This window comes from Paenibacillus glycanilyticus, from assembly GCF_030161375.1.
Classification (GTDB): Bacteria; Bacillota; Bacilli; order Paenibacillales; family Paenibacillaceae; genus Pristimantibacillus; species Pristimantibacillus glycanilyticus_B.
Window position 1 is genome coordinate 637,732 of sequence record NZ_BSSQ01000001.1, and the last position, 22,533, is coordinate 660,264.

Genomic DNA, 22,533 nt, shown 5'->3' on the forward strand with positions numbered 1-22,533 from the left:
AGCAAATCGGGTATTTTGCCTTTCTTGCTCGTTTTCTGTCTACAACAGGCGAATTCGCGAAGAAAACGCAAAAGCTTTAAATAAACGGGCATTTTCTGAAAATAAAATAGCAGTCCCGGCTTCTAAGCCAAGACTGCTATTCAACTAGCATCTTATAAACTTTGTTCGCTCACGCCTGATTCCGGATCAAAGGCAAGCATCTTCGTCCCGATCTTATCAATAAAGAACCGATCATGACTTACCGTTATGACAGCTCCGGGAAAATGAATCAACGCTTGTTCCATCACCTGAATGCTCGTTAAATCCAGATGATTGGTCGGTTCATCCAAGATGATAACGGCAGCTCCGGATAACAGACATTTGGCCAGCGCAACCCTTGCCTTCTGTCCGCCCGATAGATTGCCGATGAATTTGCCGAGATCCATCTCCGAGAATTGAAGCATAGACAAGAACTTGTTCACCTTTTTCCGCGGCGCATCAAGTCCCAGACCATACGTATTCACCGCATGGCTAACCGTATCCTTGGGATCAAGCTCCTCCCACATCCGGTTGAAGTAAGCGTAACCGACGCCGCGTTCCCATGATACTTCGCCTGATTCCGGCTGTTCCTGTCCGGTTAGCACCTTAATAAGCGTCGACTTCCCGCTGCCGTTAGGACCTACGATCACCAAGCGGTCCTCCTTCTGAATATCGAAGCTGATATCCCGGAAGATCTGACGACCGTCATAAGTTTGGCTGATTCCCTTTACTTCGCATAACTTGTCCGGAAAACGCAGCTTCTCGTAAATATCCGTAATCAGCACGTTCACGGGATGAGGTTCGATCCGCTTCTTGTTATCCGCCAGCTTCCGGGACAACCGATCCTTCGACGACTTCCTTCTTGCCTGGTCATCAATCGCTTCCGCCTCCATTAGAAGAAGCTCCTCTTCCCATTCGAACTGGCGGTCCAGCTCCTTTTTGCGCATTTTCTTCTTGCGAACATAATCCGTATAATTGCCATCGTACTCCTGAAAACGGTAGTTCTCAATTTCGATGATTCGCGTAACGACCTTGTCGATAAACTGCCTGTCATGAGAGATCAAGATCATGGCGCCTTTAAACCGGAACAACCATTGTTCGAGCCACACTATTCCTTCCATATCCAAGTAATTCGTCGGCTCGTCAAGCAAAACAACATCAGGCTGCTGGATAAGCATCTTGGCAAGCGCAGCGCGGTTTCTCCACCCTCCGGACAATTCGTCAACCGGTTGATTTCGCGAGCCGTCGTTAAACCCGAGCTTCGTTAACACCGTGTTAATCTCAACCGACACATTCCAGCCGTCCAGATGTTCCATCTGCTCGAACAAGTCCGCTTGTCTGCTTAACAGCTTGTCTATCTCGCCGTCATCCGCCATAAGCCCCAGCTTCTCCCCTACTTCCTGCAATTCCCGCTCGATAAGAGCAACCTGTTCAAAGCACATCTCGAGTTCCTGCTGAACCGATAGGTTACCGCTTAGTTCCGAGAACTGCGAGAAGTAGCCAATCTTCACTTGCTGGTCAACTTCCACCTTGCCTGAAGTAGGCTCTTCCTGGCCCAGAATCAGTCTGAACACCGTCGACTTACCGGCACCGTTCCGTCCAATCAGGCCAACGCGTTCCCCTTGACTGAGGCGAAAATAAATGTCGCGCATGATCATGGCATCTTCATATTTTTTCGTCACGTTCTCCAAACGAATTACGCTCATCGCAACCATCCTTCCATTCATCTAACGATTATAACACTTTCAGGCTCTATTCCGGGTATAATGAACAAGTATAGACGAAGGCATGATAGCAGTCTGTATAAATAGATGGGAAGAATATCAGCAGAAGAGGTAGAAAATAGAAGATGAGTTCATTTACGGATTACGCATTAAGCAAAGAAATTACCTCGGCTCTAACAAGCCTAGGTTTCGATACCCCAACAGAAGTGCAATCAAAGGTCATTCCCGTTGCATTAGAGAAGAAGGACCTGGTCGTCAAATCGCAAACCGGCAGCGGCAAAACCGCCGCTTACGGTATTCCGCTCTGCGAGCTCGTGGAATGGAACGAGAATAAACCGCAGGCTCTCATCTTAACGCCAACCCGCGAACTAGCGGTTCAAGTTACGGAGGATATAACCAATATCGGGCGATTCAAGCGAATCAAAGCAACCGCCCTTTACGGGAAAACTCCCTTCCATATCCAAAGAGCCGAGCTGAAGCAAAGAACTCACATCGTGGTGGGTACCCCCGGGCGTGTTCTCGATCATATCGAGCGCGGTACGCTAGCTTTGGAACGACTGGCTTATCTCGTTATTGACGAAGCGGACGAGATGCTGAATATGGGATTCATCGAACAAGTACAAACCATTATTCAAGCTTTGCCAAGCAACCGGGTTACGATGTTATTTTCCGCAACCTTCCCCGAGGATGTGGCCAAGCTGTCGCGCCGGTATATGGACCGCCCCACCGAAATCGCGATTAAGGCTAGCGGCCTAACGACTGCGACCATCGAGCATTCGCTTATTGAAGTAAAGGAACCGAGCAAGCTTTCCTTGCTTCAGGATGTTCTTGTCGCAGAGAATCCGGATAGCTGCATTATTTTCTGCCGTACACAAGAAAATGTCGATAAGTTGTTCCGCGCCATGGCCAATCTCGATTACCCTTGCGACCGTATTCATGGGGGTCTTGAGCAAGAAGAACGTTTCGAAGTAATGAATGCGTTTCGAAGAGGTCAGTTCCGTTACCTGATTGCAACCGATGTTGCGGCGCGGGGGATCGACATTACGGACATTACGCATGTCATCAACTACGATATCCCGCTGGAGAAGGAGAGCTATGTCCACCGCACGGGACGTACGGGACGTGCCGGCAAGAACGGGACGGCGATTACTTTCCTCACCCCGAATGACGGCAAACGGTTGGCGGAGATTGAGGATTATATCGGATTTGCTATTCCGAGAGTTACGGCTCCTTCCGAAGAGACGGTTGACCGTGCGCGGGAAGCGTTCGAACGCAAAATCAATGTTGGGGTTGAGCTCAAAAATGACCGGCGAGAGCAACTAAACAAGCAAATCATGAAGCTTAACTTCAACGGAGGAAAGAAGAAAAAATTCAGAGCCGTCGACTTTGTCGGAACCATCGCCAAGCTTGAAGGCGTAACCGCAGACGACATCGGGATCATTACGATCTCCGATCATGTGACCGATGTTGAAATTCTGAACGGCAAAGGCTCTCTCGTGCTGGAGCTCATGAAGAACACAACGGTAAAAGGCAAGCAGTTAAAGGTCCGCAGAGGAAACAGATAACAAAACAAGGGATGCCCCAAAGCCAGTGAATGGCTAAACGGGACATCCCTTCTTTTGTTATGCTTCAACCATCATTGTTGCTTTCCTTCGTCCATAGACGATACGGGACAACAACACGCTGAACTCGTACAAGACCACAAGCGGAACAAACACTAACAAATGAGAGATCAACTCCGGCGGCGAGATCAGACTAGCTACAATAACAAGCACCAGATAAGCGTACCTTCTCATTTTATGAAGCGCCTTTGGCGTCAATATGCCGATCTTCGTCAGAAACATCACAATAACCGGCAGCTCAAAGGCTATGGCAAGCGGGAGAACGATATTAAACATAAAGCCGAAATATTGCGCTACTCCGTACGTCTCGACAAGATCCATGCTTTTTGTAATTTTGGAAGTGAAGGCGAAGCTCATCGGAAACACGACAAAATAACCAAATGCGAGTCCCGTGAAAAAGCAGATCACACTGTAAGGAACATACCGCAAGGCAGCCGTCTGTTCCGTGGGGTGCAATCCTTGCTTCACGAACCCCCATAGCTGGTACAAAATAAAAGGCAGCGATACGGCCAGCGCAAGCACTAGCGCAACCGACATGTACATTCGGATGCCGTCCCACGGCGAGAAGACGTTCCAGGTCATCTCGGAGCCGGGAGGTACGCTTTTCAAATATCGGAGCAGCTTCGGAGATACATATAATCCTCCGCCAAGCGACAACAGGATAACGGCAAGACTCTTCCAGATCCTGCTTCTGAGCTCCGTCAAATGCCCAAGCAGCGTCATTGTTTCCTCATTTCCTTTCATTCGCTGCACAACCTTCCTGCTTTTCTTAACTCGAAGGTATGAAACCCGTCCCTCAGCTTGTCATTGATTTCTTTAAGCCGGTCCACGTCCGCGAAAGAATATTTGCGCGCGCCGCCTTTGGTTCTCACCGGGAACACCAGCTGCTTCTCCTCATAATAGCGGATTTGCCTTTCCGTCAAACCAGTTAAGTCGCTAACGATTCCAATACCCATCACTTTGTCCTTCATCGTCCAACGCCTCCTTCAACGGATATGTAAAGAAATCTAACATAACCCTCTCGATTGGAAATGTTATCAGCGCCTCCATTCTTCGTCAATGGGACTGATTGCCCTGTACGGTCTGTCCGCGATGCCATGAGACAAATGAACAAAACGAACAGACATGATGTTCTAAAGCCTGATTTTCTTGAGTTTTTATGAAAATCCCCCTCTCTAATCAAACCTAGAAATGGTTATAATTACCTAAAACTTTAGAATTGATTAATTATTTCTATTTACCAGATAAATTTTATTTATGTCAGACTTTCTAACAAAATATTGGCGACACGCTAAAAATCCATGCTACATTTCTTTCCGAGACGGGCAATTCGATCAAGTGAAGGAGCTGAAAGGGCATGGAGACAAAAGAGACGCCAAATGAACTGTCGCGCAGACAATTTCTGACGACAGTCGGCAAAATCGGCGGGGCTGCCGCTGTATTTAGTGTAATGGGGACGATGGGACTTTTTACGCCGGAGACGTTAAAAGCAGCGGAGTATGAGCCGCCATCCAGCTGGGATTTGAAGGGCACTAACCGTTCGGGCAAAAAAGTCGTCATCCTTGGCGCAGGTCTTGCCGGCCTGACAGCTGCTTACGAGCTTGGCAAAGCCGGCTACAATTGTACGATCCTTGAAGCACGCGCCCGTTCCGGCGGTCGGAACTGGTCGGTACGCCGCGGCACAACCGTATCTGAAATTGGCGGCCAAAAGCAGGTTGCGCGTTTTGATGACGGCATGTATCTGAATGCGGGCTGCATGCGTATCCCGCAGTTCCACGTCACGATGGATTATTGCCGTGAATTCGGCATCCCGATGGAGCCGTTTAATAACGTCAATGACAGTGCCTACTATTATAGCGAGGATGTTGGTGCCTTGTCGGGTACCCGCTATCGTAAGCGGGCTATCAAAGCAGACGTAAGAGGTTATGTGAATGAAATGATTGCCAAAGCCATCAATCAATCAGCTCTCGATCTTCCGGTGACGCCGGAAGAGAAAGCGAAAATCGTCGCTTACCTCCGCTCCGAAGGCGATCTGGATTCCGATTTGTTCTATAAGGGTTCATCCCGAGGCGGCTACAAAGATGAGCCTGGCTCCAGACTGGATGCCGGCGTCATCCGAGATCCATTTGATATGAAAGCCATTATTAATTCCGGCTTCGGTCAATTTTTCTCGAGCGAATACAGTTACGATCAACAAATGATGATGTTCCACCCGGTTGGCGGCATTGACGCCATTCCGAAAGCGTTCGAGAAACGATTGGGCAACCGGATCAAATTCCATTCGGAAGTAACCTCGTTTAAGCATGTCGGAGACAAGGTGCAAGTAACTTACACCGACCTCTTGAGTAATGAGGTACAACAAATAGAGGGCGACTTCCTCATCTGTACAATCCCGCTCTCCGTGCTGAAAAATATTAAACATGACTTGTCCCCTGAGATGACGAAGGCGATTAATAATACGAATTACGCCAATGCCGGCAAAATCGGTCTGCAGTTCAAACGCCGGTTCTGGGAGGAAGATGATCAGATCTACGGCGGCAATACGCTGACCAATATGGACATCTCGTCGATTTATTATCCGCCTACGAACTATTTTGCCAAGAAAGGCCTCCTGCTCGGCTATTACGCGTTTGGAGGCAGCGCGGACAAACTCGGCGCTATGCCTTTCAAGGAACGCGAGGCTCACGCGCTTGCTCAAGGAGCCAAGATTCACCCGCAATATTACAAGGAGTTCGAATCTTCCTTCTCCGTCAACTGGAAGTCGATCAAATACAATGAAGGCAGCTGGGTATCTTACTCGGGCGATGACCGGAAGACCAACTATCCGGTACTCTGCAAGCCAGACAGACGTGTGTATTTGGCCGGCGAGCACATCAGTTATATTACGGCTTGGATGGCAGGTGCCATCGAATCTGCGCGATCGGTTGTCACGGACATCCATGAGCGCGTTATGAAGGAATAGTAGGAATAGTTCAGGAGGGATAAATAAGATGAAGATGACTGGAAAAATGAAAGTAATTACAGGCGCGGTAATTATCTCTTGCCTGGCCGCTACGGCCAGCGTATATGCGGCGGTAACCCCAAACAAGTACCCGCTTGCTCCAATTCATGAACCTGAATTTTACGGCAATCCTTCTTCTTCGATCTCAAGCGCGGTAGCGATGCCGGGAAGCCTTGCAACTTTTGAAACGAGCGGTACCGTTCCTTCAGTCGTGAATAAGGATGGAAAAACCATCTATGAGCGTTACGGCGATACGGAGAAACAAGGCTTGAGCGTCCTGAAAAATATCGAGACCCTGCTGAAAGAGCAAGGCCTCACGATGAAGGACGTCACTTATCTGCGCGTATACATAGCGCCGGATGCGGCAAAAGGCGGCAAGTTCGATTTTGACGGCTGGAACAAAGCCTACGCCAAATACTTCAATACGAAAGAAAACCCCGTTAAGGTTGCCCGTTCCACCGTTGGCGTCGCAAGCCTCGTCAGCTCCGATTGGCTGATCGAGATCGAAGCGGTTGCCGCTTATCCAAGCAATCATAACCAGGACTAATTCCTTGGCCTTAGCATCTAAAATAATCGAATGGAGCTGATCGTATGTTGCAAAACGTTGGATTCCCGGGACTCATGATGATTCTTGTTGTTGTATTGATTATTTTTGGACCATCCAAGCTGCCTGAACTCGGGCGCGCCGTAGGCCGCACGCTTCACGAATTCAAAACGTCGGCGAAGGAACTCGTGTCCGACTCGAAGGAAGAAGTCGTGTCCGAGAGCAAATCCTAACTCCCCAACTCGTAGGCCGCTACCTGCCAACCAGCAGGTGGCGGCCTATTTTTGGCTGTAGCAGGCTTTTTGCCTGCTACAGCCCGGCACCTCTAACCAAAAAAAACCGTTTCTTCCGGCTAACCGGAAGAAACGGTATCAACTCGCGTTATATGGTGCGGTAATTAGCCGCGGTAAGCAACAAGCGCTTCGTTCATGCCGCGCGTTTGCGCGTATACCTGCTGATAGATGCGGAACAGACCTTTGTACGTCTCAACCGCCTCCGGTTGAGGTTCATAAGAAGCGGCATGCTTCACGAATTTGTCTGCGCAAGCTTCGAGGCTCTCGAACCAGCCGCAGCCGTAAGCTGCAAGCATTGCCGCGCCAAGGCCTGGACCCTGCTCGTTCTCAAGCGCAACAACGGTAGCGCCAAAGATATCCGCTTGCATTTGCAGCCAGACCGGATTTTGCGCGCCGCCGCCGATGGAGACAACTTTATCAACGGTTTTGCCAACGCTGCGGAACATATCTACGGATTCGTTCAGCGAGAACGTGATCCCTTCCATTACCGCACGGGCAAAATGAATCCGTTCATGCGAGCCGTCTACGCCAATAAAGCTTGCGCGGATTGCCGGATCGGCATGTGGCGTACGTTCGCCAACAAGGTATGGCGTAAAGATCAGTCCGCCTGCGCCAGGTTTAACTTCCCCTACCCCTTGCAGCATCTCGTCAAACGATTCGTTTGGAGCAAAAGTCTTCTTGAACCAGCTCAGGCTGTAACCGGCAGCAAGCGTTACTCCCATGGCATAGAAGGAGTTCTCTTTGCCGTGGTTGAAGAAATGGACTTTGCCCTGGAAGTCTTTATCCTTGTCATTCTCGTAAGAAAGAATAACGCCGGAAGTACCGATACTCGACAACGTAAGGCCTTCGGACAAAATGCCGGCGCCAATGGCGCCGCAAGCATTGTCGGCTCCGCCGGCAAATACTTTCGTCGAAGCTTGAAGACCCGTACGTTCTGCAATCTCAGGCAACAACGTGCCTACGAGACCATGGGATTCTACGAGCGGAGGACAGAAGCTTGCCGGCAATTCGAATGCGGACAACACGTCGCCGCTCCACTCTTTCCCCGCAACATCAAGCAGCAAAGTGCCCGCAGCATCGGAGTAATCCATGTGCAGCTCGCCTGTCAGGGCATAACGAACATAATCTTTCGGCAGCACAAAAAGCTTCGCTTGTTCAAAGGCTTGCGGCTCGTATTGGCGAACCCACAGGATCTTCGGCAGCGTAAAACCTTCCAGAGCCGGGTTGCGCGTAATGCCAAGCAGCTTGTCGCCAAGCGTACGCTCGATCTCGCGGCATTGCGCCGTTGTACGCGTGTCGTTCCACAGAATCGCGTTGCGTACAGGTTTGTTCTCCGCATCAAGGAGGACAAGGCCATGCATTTGCCCGGAGAAGCTAATGCCTTCGATTTGATCGGCCGCAATTCCATTAGACGAAGCCAGTTCATTCAAAGCTTCAATTGTAGCTTGCACCCAATCTTCCGCTTTTTGCTCGCTCCAGCCGGAATGCTCGTGGAACAGCGGATAGCTGCGGGATGCTTCCGCAGCTACCGTTCCGTTCTTGTCAACGAGCAGCGCCTTAACGGCGCTTGTACCTAAATCTATACCAACTACATAACTCATTGACATAATCCTCCCGTTGCCTAAGTTAATCTCAGCAATTAAACGCTGAAGATAACTTCGCTGAGCATCAGTCTCATGCGCTCTTGTTTGCCGGATTTGTTAACGATTGCGTTGTTTTGCAAAGCGTAAGCTTCCAGGGAAGCCAGGGATGCTTTGCCTGCAACAACATCAGCGCCGATGCCGGACTTGAAGCTGCTGTAACGGTCTTCAACGATGTTGTCGAAGATTCTTTCTTCGATCAGCTTTGCAGCTGCTTTCAGACCCCAAGCGAAGGAATCCATACCAGCGATGTGAGCAAGGAAGAGATCCTCAGCTTCGAACGAACCGCGACGTACTTTCGCGTCGAAGTTAACGCCACCGCGAGTCAGACCGCCAGCTTTCAGAACTTCAAACATAGTCAGTGTAGTCGAGTACAGGTCAGTTGGGAATTCATCCGTATCCCAGCCGAGCAACAGGTCGCCTTGGTTCGCGTCAAGGGAGCCCAGCATGCCGTTGATTGCAGCCGTACGGATCTCGTGCTCGAAAGTATGGCCGGCAAGCGTTGCATGGTTCGCTTCAAGGTTCAGCTTGAAGTAGTCTTTCAGGCCGTATTTTTGAAGGAATGCAATTGTTGTTGCAGAGTCGAAATCGTATTGGTGTTTAGTAGGCTCTTTTGGCTTAGGCTCGATCAGGAATTGCGCGTCGAAGCCGATTTCTTTTGCATAAGCGATTGCCATATGGTACAGGCGAGCCAGGTTGTCGAGCTCGAAGCCCATGTCGGTGTTCAGAAGGTTCTCGTAACCTTCGCGGCCGCCCCAGAATACATAGTTTTCTGCGCCAAGTTCTTTACCAACTTCAAGGCCTTTTTTCAGTTGCGCGCCAGCGTAAGCGTATACGTCAGCGTTGCAAGTTGTGCCAGCGCCATGTACATAACGCGGGTTCGAGAACATGTTTACAGTATTCCACAGCAATTTCTTGCCGGATTGTTGTTGCTGGTCTTTCAGCATAGCGACGATAACGTCGAGGTTTTTGTTCGATTCTTGCAGCGTAGCACCTTCAGGAGCGATATCCACATCATGGAACGCGTAGAACGGCGCGCCGATTTTGTCCAAGAATTCGAAGTTAGCTTCTACGCGAGCTTTCGAACGGTCAAGTCCGTCGAATTTGTCCCAGCCGCGGAACATCGTTGCGTTACCAAACGGGTCAGTACCGTTAGCGTTAAACGTGTGCCAGTAAGCAACCGCGAAGCGAAGATGCTCTTCCATTGTTTTGCCCAGAACCACTTGGTTTGGATCGTAATGTTTGAATGCAAGCGGATTGTCGGAACCTTTACCTTCGAATTGGATCTTGCCGATGTTAGCGAAATACGTCATGGGATGAATATCCTCCTTTAAGATGTACGAGTATAAGTTCAATTGTCTCGTTAGCTAGTTGAGTCATGAAAACGCTCACCAATAATATAGCACGGGTAACTTAGTTTGTCTATTAAACAAACTAAGTTTTTATGTTAAAATATTTACAACAGCCACATGCGTGGGAATTCTGATACAATAGGCTGAATGGACGACATGGACGGAGGCAATTGCAGTTGAAAGTAACGACGACAGGCGATTTGACCCTTATAAAAAAAATAAATACATCCATCGTACTAGAAGCTGTACTGAAAAACGCTCCCCTATCGCGGGCGCAAATATCCGAGCTTACGGGGCTGAACAAAGCAACTGTCTCCAATTTGGTTCAAGATTTGATAGACAGTGATCTCATATTAGAGATTGGTCCCGGGGAATCAAGCGGCGGCCGTAAACCGGTTATGCTCTTGTTTAACGGCAAAGCTGGTTACGCCGTAGGCATCGACCTTGGCGTCAACTACATTCGTGGTGTACTTTCCGACCTTGAAGGCAATGTTGTTGCCGAATTGCAACGCAGCCTCAAGAAACATCAGCTTGAGTTTACCCTTAAGGAACTTGTTCAATGTATAGAAGAACTAATTGGCAAAGCGCCGCTTAGTCCCTATGGTATTGTAGGAATCGGCATCGGCGTGCCCGGCATTGTAGATGATCAAGGTTCGATTTTGTTTGCGCCCAACCTCGAGTGGCAAGATGTCGAGATGCAGCGATTGCTGGAGGAGCGGTTCCAGCTTCCGGTTACCATAGATAATGAAGCAAACGCCGGCGCGCAAGGCGAGCAGAAATACGGAATCGGACGCGGGATCGCCCATCAGATCTATGTCAGCGTTGGGATTGGTATTGGTACGGGGATTATTCTTAATAAGGAATTATATAAAGGAGCAACCGGCTTCTCCGGCGAGCTTGGGCACTTATCCATTGAATTTAACGGCAAGCCATGCCGTTGCGGGAATGAAGGCTGCTGGGAGCTTTATGCTTCGGAAAATGCCCTGCTCGAGCAAGCTGCTCCGCTTGGCTTTGACAGTCTGGAGGAGCTGCTTGAAGCGGCGGATGCAGGTAACGAAGAAGTACGCGCGTTGTTCCATAAGATCGGCGAGTATATGGGCGCGGGCATCTCGAATATCGTCAACGTGTTTAATCCGGATGTCGTCATCATCGGCAACCGAATGAGCCGTGCGGAAGCCTGGCTTGAGGATGCCGTACAGAACTCGGTTGCTAGGAGAACTCTGCCCTATCACCGCGAGCGGCTGAAGATTCTGTTCGCCGAACTGCAAGACCAGTCCGCCGTACGAGGCGCCGCGTATTATGCGATCAGCAAGTTTTTTACGAAGATAAAAAGCGGTTAAACCAAGTGGACAAGACCCTGACAGGGTCTTATCGCCTCCGCCCATTTGCCCCGAACAAGCAATAAGACCCTCGCGGGGTCTTATTGCTTGTTTGCTATTATTTCAATCGATGTACGCCTACGATATCGTACACGTTGCCTTCGATTTGCACCGTTACGGAATCCCGCTTCACAACCCCATTATTATAGTAAGCCGTGAATTCGAACGTAAGCGGTCCTTTTCTCAGCTCGGAGAACGAAGCTTCCCAAAGCTCGCCTTGCCAATTGGAGCGAGAGGTATTCGTTGAAGCCAGTGTTGCGGAGTTGTTCTTCATCGCGACTTCAACCCGGTCAGCCTTCGTTGCCGTTCCGGTGTTTGTTGTTGTTGCGGACAAGAGGAACTTTTCTCCCGCCCAGAACACATTATACCCTCGCGGTGAATCCTCTCTGCCGCTCTTCTCCAAGTTAAATTCCTTGCGGTGCTCATCCCATTGCTCTGTGTGCTTTACGTACCCTGTTAATCCTAGCGCCAGCACTTTTATTGTTTTTTCCGTTTGCACCGTTTCCATGCCGTCGCTAACGGTGAGCTGCATCGTCCAATCTCCCGTTTCGGTCATTCGATAGCTTGGCCCCGTAGTTGGATAAGGGACATTAAACGTATAGCTAAAGTTCCGAATAACGCCGCTTGGACTGGTCAACTTATAGGAAACAGCCAGATCGTTATTGTCCGGATCGGTTGCCAGCGAGGTGAAAGCAACGGTATCTCCTTCATAGACAGGTTTTGGAGACCAGTCAAAATCTGCGGCAGGCGGGCGGTTCGTTGTGAAATAAATATATTGGTATTCGCCCATATTCCCCGCGACGTCCCAGTCCACAACCATCAGCCGGTATTTCGCACCTGTTACCAGTCCTTCAACCGTGTAGCTGGTCGACCCATTCGATAACGGAATACTATACTCCGCTGTTCCGTTGTTGTTCAAATCAATATTGATCGTTGAACCGTCATCGTTAACTTTTTGCATATAAAATGCTCTTGTCGCATGACCCGATGACGGCGCCGTGTCGCTAAACGGATTAAACATCACTTTTACCGAATTTGGCTTGATGTCCAGACGCTCCTCCGTATCATCCGGCGGAACCGTATCTACAAAGAAGTACCCATTCTCTGAATAACCGCCCCATGCCATGGCATCATTTGCTCGTGCACGCCAGTTATGCAGCCCCTCCTGCAGAGCAGATGGCGTATAAGCCGTTGCGCTAATAGCGTTATTCGTATCAATCACAAGGTCGCCCGTGGGATTATAGAAAATCTCATAGTCCACTCTAGATACCAGCTGTCCATCTACATCGGATACGGCTACCTTCAATAATGGCCTGTTATTATTCGTATACATCGGCTCTGAAGCTTTTGGGCCATTGAAGGTAAGCAGATGCGTTACAGGAGGCGTATTCAAGATGAAATATACGATGTTGCTGTCATCCGACCAGTAGCCTTTGGAGTAGACTCGGCCTTGCACTTTTACTTTTCTGCCCTGTTGAATGTTCTCATCAAGAACAAAAGAGGTGTCATCGCCAGGGTAGGTTCCTTCCATGATAGCCGCCCCGTTGTCCACATAGGACACTTTGAGATAGAACTGCTCCTGCGGATCATGATCTTCATCGCTGTATGTCCATCGCAATGTTGGCTCGCTGGCCAGCAAAGTTGGACTCGTTAACGTTCCGCTAGGATAAGTAATGTTCATCTGCGGCCGATGCTGATTGGCTTGCGGAAGGGCATCTTTATACACCCGTGTCTCAACCCAATAGGACCACACGCCAAAACCGTCTTGCACTTGTTCTTGAATGATCAGTTCTACGCCAGGTCGAGTATATAACTCCCTCTCTCCGGCCGTCCACGCCGCTTCATCTGCCCACCTTGTCCGGAACTTCCGGTCTGCCAAGTAATCCGGGATATCCGGATCGTAGGAAGTGTCATAGGTTGAATAATCGAGCGTTTCTCCTTCCGGATACACAATGCCCGTAAACCGGACATCCGGCTCAGCAACTGGGCGGCGATGCACATAGAGCTGTTTGGTTACCGGTTCCGACCACTGTTCGTACTCTTCCATGCCCGGATTATCTTTTGCCTTAAACGAAATATCATAAAGGCCCGGCTTGTCCAGAGACGAGAGCGCCTCATCGAAAGATTCCCCGTCATATTCACTCAGACCAAGCGAGTTGGAGAAATAATCCGGATCATGCTCATAACCCCATTCTTCCTCGGCTTCTAGATCTTTTTCGATATCATCAAAAAGCTTGTCATACTTAATCGCTTCGCCAACGAGAACGGATTGATGGGTCTCCTCGATGTAATAGTCACCATAGTTTTTCACCTTCACATCGCTAAACTTCGCTTGCTGCTGCCCAATAGACATGAGGCCTACTGACCCTTTGCCATATGTTTTGTCTGAAATTTCAATTAATTCGGCATGATTAATAGATACGCGCAAAGTTCCATTGCTTGCTTCCAGTTCAAACGGGTACGTAATAAATGGCGATCTTGGGTAATTTACTGATTGAAGAATCGTTTTGGTGCCGGCTACAACTTTGAATAAGATCAGCTTGTCCTTCGTCCATTCGGCTGCGTACATGTTTTTCCCGTCCTGAATGTGAATCGCAGCGCCAACCGGCTTATCATTCGCCACGTCATTAACGGCAACATTGAAGGAAAGACGATCGTTCTTCAGCTTAACAGCCGGATCATACCATAAGCCTGCCCATGAGGAATCGATGATTTCCACGGTGTTATCGTCAACTTTTTTCGGAAATCCACTTCCACCGTTCGCTGGCACAAAAGGAAATACATAGTATCCTTTATCTGCATTACTGTACGGAGTAAAGAAATAGATCGATCCATCCGGCATGATTTGTGACGACTGATTAAAATCTTTTGTTGTAGACATCTGAGGCATTCCATTAGAGAGTGTTTTGCTTACAAATTTTCTTGTAGATGTGCCTTCCGCAATCGTAATGTTTGCCATGACGTTTTGAGTGGGGTAGTTATCCGCAACATACAAACCAGGAACTATCATTTTGCCGTCTGGCGTCCCGAAGGTCTTATAGTTGGTTACCGTTGTTTGCTGACCAGTGCCATCATTAATGGAATAGTTATTTCCGGCCTTATCGTAGATGCGCGATTTCGTATTGTAGGTACCAGCGGTAAATACACTACCGTCCGTCCTTACTAACGGCGTGCCTACCCCTTCAATAGATTTATAACTAAACTTGCCGCAATACATTCCGCAGTCTTGCCAATTTTCAAGTGAGCCTCCGCCGGTATTGGTTAATGTACCATGCGTCTGATCGAACCTGACGACTTGAAATCCAACGCTCATGGTTGTCGTTGATCCCGCGTAATAATCGCCTCTATTAAAATAAAGATATTTGTAGTGGGTGTTAGGATCATAAGTATTCACCCAATCATCGCTTGCGGTTACAAAGGAGTCTTCTCCTTTGGAGTAGCCTACCCTCATCGAGCTCAACAACGCTTTATCCGAATCGACAGCTATTAAATAATCATTGCTTCCATCCCACGTCGTTTCTGCGATATACGTCATATAAAAGTCGCCATCCGAGTCTATCGTCCCTCTGAACCGTTGTAAAAAAGTCGGAATATAAGCTTCTTTCTCTCTCGATAGGTTCCAAGCGACCGAATTAGAAACGGTATCTATCTTCGCAACGTTTACTTGTATGGACGTCCTGTTATCCGGCCGAGTTACGTAAGCTAAATAAATAGATTTACCGTTCTCCGTAACCTCAAAGTATTGAACACTTGCTATCGGATCCGTTACAGGAAGCTTATATTGCCCCGTTACATCTCCTTGATTGTTAAATCTGGTTATATCGATGCCCGTAAGGTCGGTCTTCTGAAAATAGAAATTTTCCGATTTATCGACTCCTAGATATAAATAATTTTCCTCAAATGGCATGGAAAATCTGCGTAGTTCAGTCCCTGTGTTGGCTTCCCTTTCTATTGCGAACGCTGTTCCAGCAGGTCCTGCATACGAACTATTTCCTTCTAATGTATAGATCCGATGTCCTCCATAAAGACGCGGAATAATGGTGCCCGAAGTTAATAACCAAGGATTCAAAGGAGTAATATCCGAAGCCAAGTTATATTTGGATCTCCCGTTTGAACCAAGACCCATATTCGGGAAATTAATAAAGAAGTCTGCATATATAGCTTTTTTCGTAAGCAACGAAGCATTTGATGCTTGCCATCCCGTGCTGTTGTTCGCATCCAGCGAATATGGCTTAATCAACTTCCATGAACGCATGATAGATTCGCCCGTATACGCCAAATCTTCCGGCTGGCTGTCGCCCCCTTGCTCAGGTTGCTGTGTAAGGCCTGACACATCGAAATCTACATAAGGCGCATAATTCAACACATTTGTTGCGGCTACTCCTGAATCTGCAGAGAGGCCATAATCTTCAATTACCTTCGCTCTATACTGCCTCTTTCCAACTGTTGTGTACGTGATCGGATATGTATCCTGATAGGCTCCTGAATAAATAATAGTCCATGGCTCTTCCTCATAATTACCGTCGTTATCATGATCATACCGTTCTTCAAGCTGCATGTCGGTAATTGTATCGCCGTCTACGCTTTCCGCATCAATAAAGATCATGGACTCGTTGAAACGATACGTTTGTTCGGGAGCCATTAAGTTAACAATAGGGGGCTGGTCAGGGACAACTTCGAGAAGATGCTTCCCCCATTCGCTCTCGCGGCCTTGGGAGTCAAATACTTTGCCTTCAATAGAATAATTGCCGAGATTCGCAGGACCTTTCGCAGGCCATCCGTCTGTATAGCCAGCTTCTCCGACCTTTTTGTAGCGCATTTGGTTTTTGGAAAAATCAATCGTAATTCCGCGACTTGCTAACGGTGTGTATGAATTGAGCAAATGAAATACATTTGCGAAGTCTCTTCCTTGAATGACCTTGGACGGCCCCGTTACAACAGCAACCGGTTTTGGGTCAATAACTTGAAGAGTAGCAGTATCTTGTCTAGTCTCCGTACCGTTGGACACCGTGATCTTAGCCGTATAAAAACCTGGCTTATCAAATTTCACATCGGGATAGCGGTATTGGCTACTATCGGTTATTACTTCCTGCAAGTTGCTTGAGAATGTCCAACTCATGGAGGTATAGCCATCAGAGTTATTATTTAGCGTTGATTGTTCTCCATTGATGATGGTGTTAGGGATAAACTCGATATCTGCCGTAACCGGTGGTGCCGGCGGAGGAGTTGGTGTTCCTCCCGGGTCCGGAGTGGACGTGCCCGGCCTAACAACCGTAGTTGAACATTCAATCGGCTGCTCGGCTGTTGTGCCATCGGTAAAGTTGATCCGAGCACGCATCACCCATGTTTCGATGTAAGTGTCTGCACCGTCCAGTTTGGACTTCGATATTGTGAAATTGAATTTCTGAGTGATCTTGTCTAGCCCATACCCGACAGTTGATGTTGTGTACTGGCTGCCGTCAGTGGCTCGACCGTAAACCGTCCAGTTCTTGACGGTTTTTGTTCCTTTGCCCGCGAGCTCGGCGGTCAAAGTTGCCGTGACGGGAATATCCTTGTCGGCAAAAGTAATCGTGTCCGGCTCAGCCGTGCAATCGCAAGTTACGGTTGGCGTGTCGGGAGTAGGGATCGGTTCGTAGGTAACTCGGACTTCGCCTTCGTAGTAGTAGGTCTCGGCGGACCATTCCAAAGCCGTCTGCATTAAATATCTTTGTGCAATTGCATTACCAGAGCATCCTGAACAAGTGTCTTCATCAAGATAGGTGCTTTTTATTGGGGGTATAGCGACAGTAAGCTGGCCTTTGCCTGTCATTCCCTTTCCCTTACTCTCAACTCGATGTTGTCCTCTTCCGATTGGTGTTGCCTTGATTACAGCAACAGAATCTTGAATTAATCCTGTTTTATAGACACTGCTACCATCAATCGGAGAAGTGAAGTAAACAGGCGGGTCTACTCCATCACTAATAGCTTTAATCCATCCATCGCTCGCTCTAAGATTACTGCTGATAGTTATTCCATTATCATCTTTTGCTGGTAATAAACCAGGACATGTTGATAGATTTCCGCTCCAACAAGCATCTCCTAATCGAGGCGTTACGTTATATGGTCCAACCTTGTTACCTTCAATTACCCACTGTTTTCCATTAGCTCTTCGATTTATTACAGCATACATATCGGACTGTAGACCAGTAGCAATAACTTTGATTTTTGTTCCTTTAATCTTACTCAACAGTAATTTACTACTTGTAACGGATCCTGTTGTCTGCTGCGTTAGTTTTAGCTTCCCGTTATTATCTGCGACCATCATCCATAATTGATAAGACTTAGGTTTATATCCGGATGGCACTGTTAAATCTATTACAAAATTAGATAATAAAGAATTTGCATTATATTTTTCGCTAGCCTTAAAAGATACGGTTTCTGTTTTAATACTGGTCAATTCGTTAGCTGCACTGGCCTTCAATTGAAAGTTAAAGATGCTACATATTAATGCTAAGATAAGAATCTGTGATAGTATCCTAGTTAATGTGCCCAATGATCCTTCACATCCGTCAAGTAGATTTGTTCGCCACTTCCGAATGCAACATTATACCGAACTAAATGAATTGGAAGTCCACCATACTTTAAAATCTGAGCTTGAACATACTTCTTAGGTATAAGCTCAAACAAGTAATTATGTGCCAGACTATTAATTTTACTAAATGTGAAAACTTTCTTATTATAGAAGAGACCTTCCCTTTCAAATAGTTTTCCATCCTCATACATATACTGCTGTGTAAGATCAATCGTACCTGCATTTCCTTCTGTATACGTGTAAAAACTACTACTCATCGAAATTCCAGTCCCATCCGCAACCAAACTCTTCCCAATCAACTTATAAGCAAAGACATAACCATCACTTGGCTTATCGCTTTTATTCACTGGATAGTATGTAGCCCCCTTCAAATACTCCGCATAATACCCCTTCGTATCCGCAGGGTCTAGAATAATAAGCTTATCAATCGTCACGTTATACTTCTTGCTGATGTCCACCGAATAAGGCAGCTTCACCAGATCGTTTTGATTAAACATCGTGATCATATTATGGCGGTGCCAAGCGATTTCGGCGGCGCTGGAAGCGCCTTGGTCGACGGTCAACGTGCCGCCGCCCGCCAGCTTCAGCAGCCTTGTCACCAGTACCGCGGCTTCCGCGCGGGTTGTTGTACCTTCGGTATTGATACTCTCCGCTTTTGTCCCGGAACGGGACAGGATCCCCTTGTTCACGGCTCGGAACATGAGCTCGGACGCGGTTAATTTCTTGCCGCGGTAATCGGCGTATCCGCCACGGACAGCGAGTTTGGCCATTTCGTTACGCGTAGCCGAATTGTTCAAATTGCCCGGGTAATCCCCTTCCATATAAATGCCCGCCTTGGACAAAGCCGTCTGATAAGGCGTATACCACGCCGATCCGCCTGCGCCAACTTCGACTTTGAACGTCATTGCCATTGCTTTTAACAATTCCGCCCGCGTTATCGTATGATTGGGCTTGAAGGAACCATCAGGGTAACCGTTAAGCACCCCCGCATGTACTGCCGTTTCAATGGAAGACTGCGCCCAATGCCCGTCGATATCGGTAAAGGAAGGTTTAGCTTTCACCTCAACTGCAACTGCAGCCGCGGCCTCGGCGCTCCCCCCTTTGCTTGCCATACTCCATCCAGCCAAACTCCCCGCCGCAACCACACCGGCAAGTACAATGGAAACCACGTCTTTTCTCACAATCTATCATCTCCTTCTTTGATTTAGCTCTCTCTTTTGCTACTGTTTGCCCTCCGTATCCTCAAATTTGAATAGAAAAAAAGCACACAAAAAACCCGTAAGGCTTTTGGCGTGCTTCGCTCAAAAATTAGTTCTATAATAGCGCATTCTATCATTTTTTGTCAAATGTTACCGTTTATTGTTTATATCGACCCTATCTTTCCAGCCGAACCCATTCGACCGCAAGCGGACCTCCTTCAGCCTTAATCGTCACGCGGCAGCGGCCCGAAGCCAGTATTACCGGTTCGATCGCAGCAGACTCCTGCCACTCGCCTCCGCTAAACTCGCATACGCCGGCAAATTGCGTATTCACGCGAATGACCATAACAGCCTCGTCTTCCAACGCTTTTGCGCGTACCGTTACAATGTGCTGAGGCTCGGCTCCCTCGGGCAAATAAAGCTCATACACCAGCCAGTCGCCTGGCGCGAGCCGAACATGCAGCCAATCTTGCGGTTCCCACGAATGTCCTCCGCCATGATGGAAATGCGCTTTCTCCCGCTCGCTGTCCGTGAAGCGGATATCCGTGCCGTCCTCATCACGGAAACCAAGCTGCCTCACCGTCCGCTCCCCTACCCCGTAACTAATGCCTTCCCCATAATAGCCGTAAAATATAGCCGGAATCCGGATTGGAGTCCGAAACAGCAAGGAACGCACAACCTGCGGGTGATAAACGCAACGTTCCAAAGCCAGGTTATCCAAGTAGGTCCACAGAATCCGCTCCGCTTCTTCGGCGCTTGGTTTCTCTCCACCGTTCAAATAAGCAACAAGCTTGTCCCAGCCACCCGGCATAATAACGGAGCAAGGCGAATTGGTCGTGCTAAGTTTTTTCCAAGTCCAGAAATTCCAAGAGATAGCGCGATCCTCATATAGGCGAAAAGCCCCTGTGTACCATTCGATATTATTCTCTCCGCCTTCGCCCATATAAATCGGGAGATTAAGCTCCTCGCGTTTGTCCAGGAACTTCTGAATGCTAGCCGTGTCCGGGCTGTTCCAATACTTATGGAATTGCAGCATCAGATTCTCGTCGATAACCTCGTCAAATACGGACCAGTCCGTCGCCCAATGCGCGCCTTCAATAATGATCATATGCCGCTCATCCACCTCGCGGATGGCTTGTACCATCTCCTTGTGCAACGGCATTAACCTGTCATTATATTGGGAATTCCAATCCGGCAGCGGCTCGTTCAGCAAGTCATAACCGGCTACTATCCACTCATCCTTATAACGTTCCGCCAGCATGCGCCACATGTCGATCGCCATTCTCCGGTAGTTGTCGTCCAGGAACAATTCCGGCTGATCATGTTCCGAATCGTCGATGTTGGCACCGGTCTGGCCGCCCGGAGCACCATGCAAATCCAGAATGACATACAGCCGGTGCTCCCGGCACCAGCCAATCGCCCGGTCCAGCAGCGCAAGATGTTTTTCGTTATACTGCTCCGCGCCTTCAAGCATCAGGAACCGCCAATTAATCGGAAAACGAACCGAATTGAAGCCCTCCTCCGCAATTCGCCGAATATCCGCTTCGGCAATGTACGTGTCGTAGTAACGCTCCCAAAATGACGCCACCTTCTCCTCGCCAACCAGATCGCGCACCATTTTCTCGATCCGTCTTGGACGGTCTCCGGCCTCCGGAAACTTCCACATATATCCTTCAGGGAGCAACCAGCTCCCGAATCCTACCCCGCGCAACAAAATTTCCACGCCTGCGCCATTCACAATCTTTTTGCCTACACGCTTCACAAATCCGTTAACCTCTTGCAATCTCCGATCCGCCACCAACGCATTCCCCCTACAATTCGTTCATTCTCCGGTTAGGACAGCGATAAAAAAAAGCGCCTGCCACACGCTGTAATAGCGGTTGCAAGCGCCGTTAAGGCAACTGTACCAATGGGGTACCGGCATAACAATACCCGGATTTCATGATTGAAGCCAATCTGTTGTCTTCCTTTATTCTCGCCGGTCTTTCGGAAGAAAAATAGAAAGCAAGCCGATCAGCGGCAGAAAGCTGCTGGCAACGAGCGTATCCAGAATGCCGTAATGGTCGGCTGCCGTTCCGAGCACAATGGAACCAAGTCCACCAAGACCAAAAGCCAACCCCGTTATGAGACCGGATGCCATGCCCACTTTGCCCGGCAGAAGCTCCTGTGCATACACAACGCTTACGGAGAAGCCGGACTGCAGTATAAATCCAAGAACGAACACTACCGGATATACCCAGCCAAGCGACACATGCGGCAGCAACAAGGCAAACGGCGCCGAACCGGCAATCGAGAACAACATCATGCGCTTGCGGCCAAACCGGTCTGACAATATGCCGCCGAAAAACGTCCCTAGCACGCCCGCCGCCATAAAAATAAACAACGGCACTTGAGCGGCTTTGATCGATAGTCCGTACTTATCTTGCAGGTAGAAGTTGTAGAAGCTTCCGATCCCGGCCGCGTACCACGAACGCGCAAAGACCAGAATAACAAGCAGCGTCAAGGCAAATGCAATGACTTTGCTGTTGTATGGCGATACCGCGGGCGCAGCGCCTGCTTTTTTCTTAACCGGCGCACCGTTCGCCGCAAGCTGAGCCCCATACCAAGGCACGACCCGCAGAAGCACGATGATGGCTGCCAATGCAAGAAACGTTCCTAGCACGGCGCCACGTTGACCAAGCGGAACAAAAATATACATTGTCATCAGCGGAGCAAGCGCTTGGCCGAAGTTGCCGCCAACCTGATAGATCGACTGCGCAAGACCGCGCCGTTCGCCCGCAGCGAAAAACACGACGCGGGATCCTTCCGGATGGAACACCGCCGAGCCAAAGCCGACGAATACAACCGCGAGGAGCAGCATCCAGAAGCTTGGCGCATAAGCAAGACCCGCCATGCCGACGAGACTGCAAGCCATCCCGACGGGCAACATCCAAGGCGCGGGCTTTTTATCCGATAAGATCCCTACAGCAGGCTGCAGCACGGATGACGTCATATTCAGAGTAAACGCGATCCAGCCGATCTGGCCGAATTTCAGACCAAGCGAATCTTCAAAAATCGGGAACAAGGCAGACACGACGGATTGCATCGCATCATTAAGCAAATGAACGGAGCTGATGGCAAACAGGATCGAATAGACCGTCCCCAGCTTGACAGCCGGGGAGATTTTCGCCGAATTGCTAACGGACATGAT

The 22,533-nt window shown here is 48.8% G+C and carries 14 protein-coding genes; 5 read left to right on the forward strand and 9 right to left on the reverse strand.

Annotation, left to right across the window (positions count from 1 at the left end; all coding sequences use genetic code 11):
* Positions 1 to 152: 152 nt before the first annotated feature.
* Positions 153 to 1,724, reverse strand: coding sequence for an ABC-F family ATP-binding cassette domain-containing protein (locus tag QQK89_RS02660; protein ID WP_284236868.1), 1,572 nt, complete (start codon positions 1,722 to 1,724; stop codon positions 153 to 155).
* Between the two features lie 143 nt (positions 1,725 to 1,867).
* Between QQK89_RS02660 and QQK89_RS02665 the strand changes: the two genes are divergently transcribed.
* On the forward strand, positions 1,868 to 3,307 hold the full coding sequence (locus QQK89_RS02665; protein WP_284236869.1) for a DEAD/DEAH box helicase: 1,440 nt from the start codon (positions 1,868 to 1,870) through the stop codon (positions 3,305 to 3,307).
* Positions 3,308 to 3,364: 57 nt separating this feature from the next.
* Here QQK89_RS02665 and tatC read toward each other — a convergent pair whose 3' ends face one another.
* On the reverse strand, positions 3,365 to 4,108 hold the full coding sequence (tatC, locus tag QQK89_RS02670; RefSeq protein WP_284236870.1) for a twin-arginine translocase subunit TatC: 744 nt from the start codon (positions 4,106 to 4,108) through the stop codon (positions 3,365 to 3,367).
* Positions 4,105 to 4,335, reverse strand: a complete 231-nt coding sequence (locus tag QQK89_RS02675) for a MerR family transcriptional regulator (protein ID WP_284236871.1) — start codon at positions 4,333 to 4,335, stop codon at positions 4,105 to 4,107. The genes tatC and QQK89_RS02675 overlap by 4 nt, the downstream gene beginning before the upstream one ends.
* A 386-nt stretch (positions 4,336 to 4,721) precedes the next feature.
* Between QQK89_RS02675 and QQK89_RS02680 the strand changes: the two genes are divergently transcribed.
* The 3 genes from QQK89_RS02680 to QQK89_RS02690 are packed head-to-tail and all read left to right on the forward strand — an operon-like array spanning position 4,722 to position 7,142.
* Positions 4,722 to 6,326, forward strand: a complete 1,605-nt coding sequence (locus QQK89_RS02680) for a flavin monoamine oxidase family protein (protein ID WP_284236872.1) — start codon at positions 4,722 to 4,724, stop codon at positions 6,324 to 6,326.
* Between the two features lie 28 nt (positions 6,327 to 6,354).
* Positions 6,355 to 6,912 (forward strand): RidA family protein, encoded by a 558-nt coding sequence (locus QQK89_RS02685; RefSeq protein ID WP_284236873.1) that lies wholly within the window; start codon positions 6,355 to 6,357, stop codon positions 6,910 to 6,912.
* Between the two features lie 44 nt (positions 6,913 to 6,956).
* A complete protein-coding gene (locus QQK89_RS02690; RefSeq protein ID WP_091184450.1) occupies positions 6,957 to 7,142 on the forward strand; it encodes a twin-arginine translocase TatA/TatE family subunit in 186 nt (61 codons plus the stop codon).
* Between the two features lie 164 nt (positions 7,143 to 7,306).
* Here the strand turns inward: QQK89_RS02690 and xylB are convergent, their stop codons facing one another.
* Complete coding sequence (xylB, locus tag QQK89_RS02695; protein WP_284236874.1) at positions 7,307 to 8,803, reverse strand: xylulokinase; 1,497 nt, start codon at positions 8,801 to 8,803, stop codon at positions 7,307 to 7,309.
* 38 nt (positions 8,804 to 8,841) lie between these two features.
* Positions 8,842 to 10,155: a xylose isomerase gene (gene xylA, locus QQK89_RS02700; protein WP_284236875.1), complete on the reverse strand. Its 1,314-nt coding sequence runs from the start codon at positions 10,153 to 10,155 to the stop codon at positions 8,842 to 8,844.
* Positions 10,156 to 10,370: 215 nt separating this feature from the next.
* Here xylA and QQK89_RS02705 point away from each other — a divergent pair, with 215 nt between their 5' ends.
* Positions 10,371 to 11,534: an ROK family transcriptional regulator gene (locus tag QQK89_RS02705; RefSeq protein WP_284236876.1), complete on the forward strand. Its 1,164-nt coding sequence runs from the start codon at positions 10,371 to 10,373 to the stop codon at positions 11,532 to 11,534.
* A 97-nt stretch (positions 11,535 to 11,631) separates the two neighbouring features.
* On the opposite strand, the gene QQK89_RS02710 is transcribed toward QQK89_RS02705, so the two are convergent.
* From QQK89_RS02710 to QQK89_RS02725, 4 genes are all read right to left on the reverse strand, one after another.
* Entirely contained in the window at positions 11,632 to 17,271 is a 5,640-nt protein-coding gene (locus QQK89_RS02710; RefSeq protein WP_284236877.1) for a hypothetical protein, read from the reverse strand.
* Between the two features lie 821 nt (positions 17,272 to 18,092).
* The gene (locus QQK89_RS02715) at positions 18,093 to 19,325 is read right to left on the reverse strand and encodes an S-layer homology domain-containing protein (RefSeq protein WP_284236878.1); all 1,233 of its coding nucleotides are present in this window, start codon (positions 19,323 to 19,325) and stop codon (positions 18,093 to 18,095) included.
* A 193-nt stretch (positions 19,326 to 19,518) separates the two neighbouring features.
* Positions 19,519 to 21,141 (reverse strand): cellulase family glycosylhydrolase, encoded by a 1,623-nt coding sequence (locus tag QQK89_RS02720; RefSeq protein WP_284236879.1) that lies wholly within the window; start codon positions 21,139 to 21,141, stop codon positions 19,519 to 19,521.
* A 171-nt stretch (positions 21,142 to 21,312) separates the two neighbouring features.
* Positions 21,313 to 22,530 carry an MFS transporter gene (locus tag QQK89_RS02725; RefSeq protein ID WP_284236880.1) on the reverse strand — a complete coding sequence of 406 codons (1,218 nt, stop codon included), beginning with the start codon at positions 22,528 to 22,530 and terminating at the stop codon, positions 21,313 to 21,315.
* Between the last annotated feature and the right edge of the window lie 3 nt (positions 22,531 to 22,533).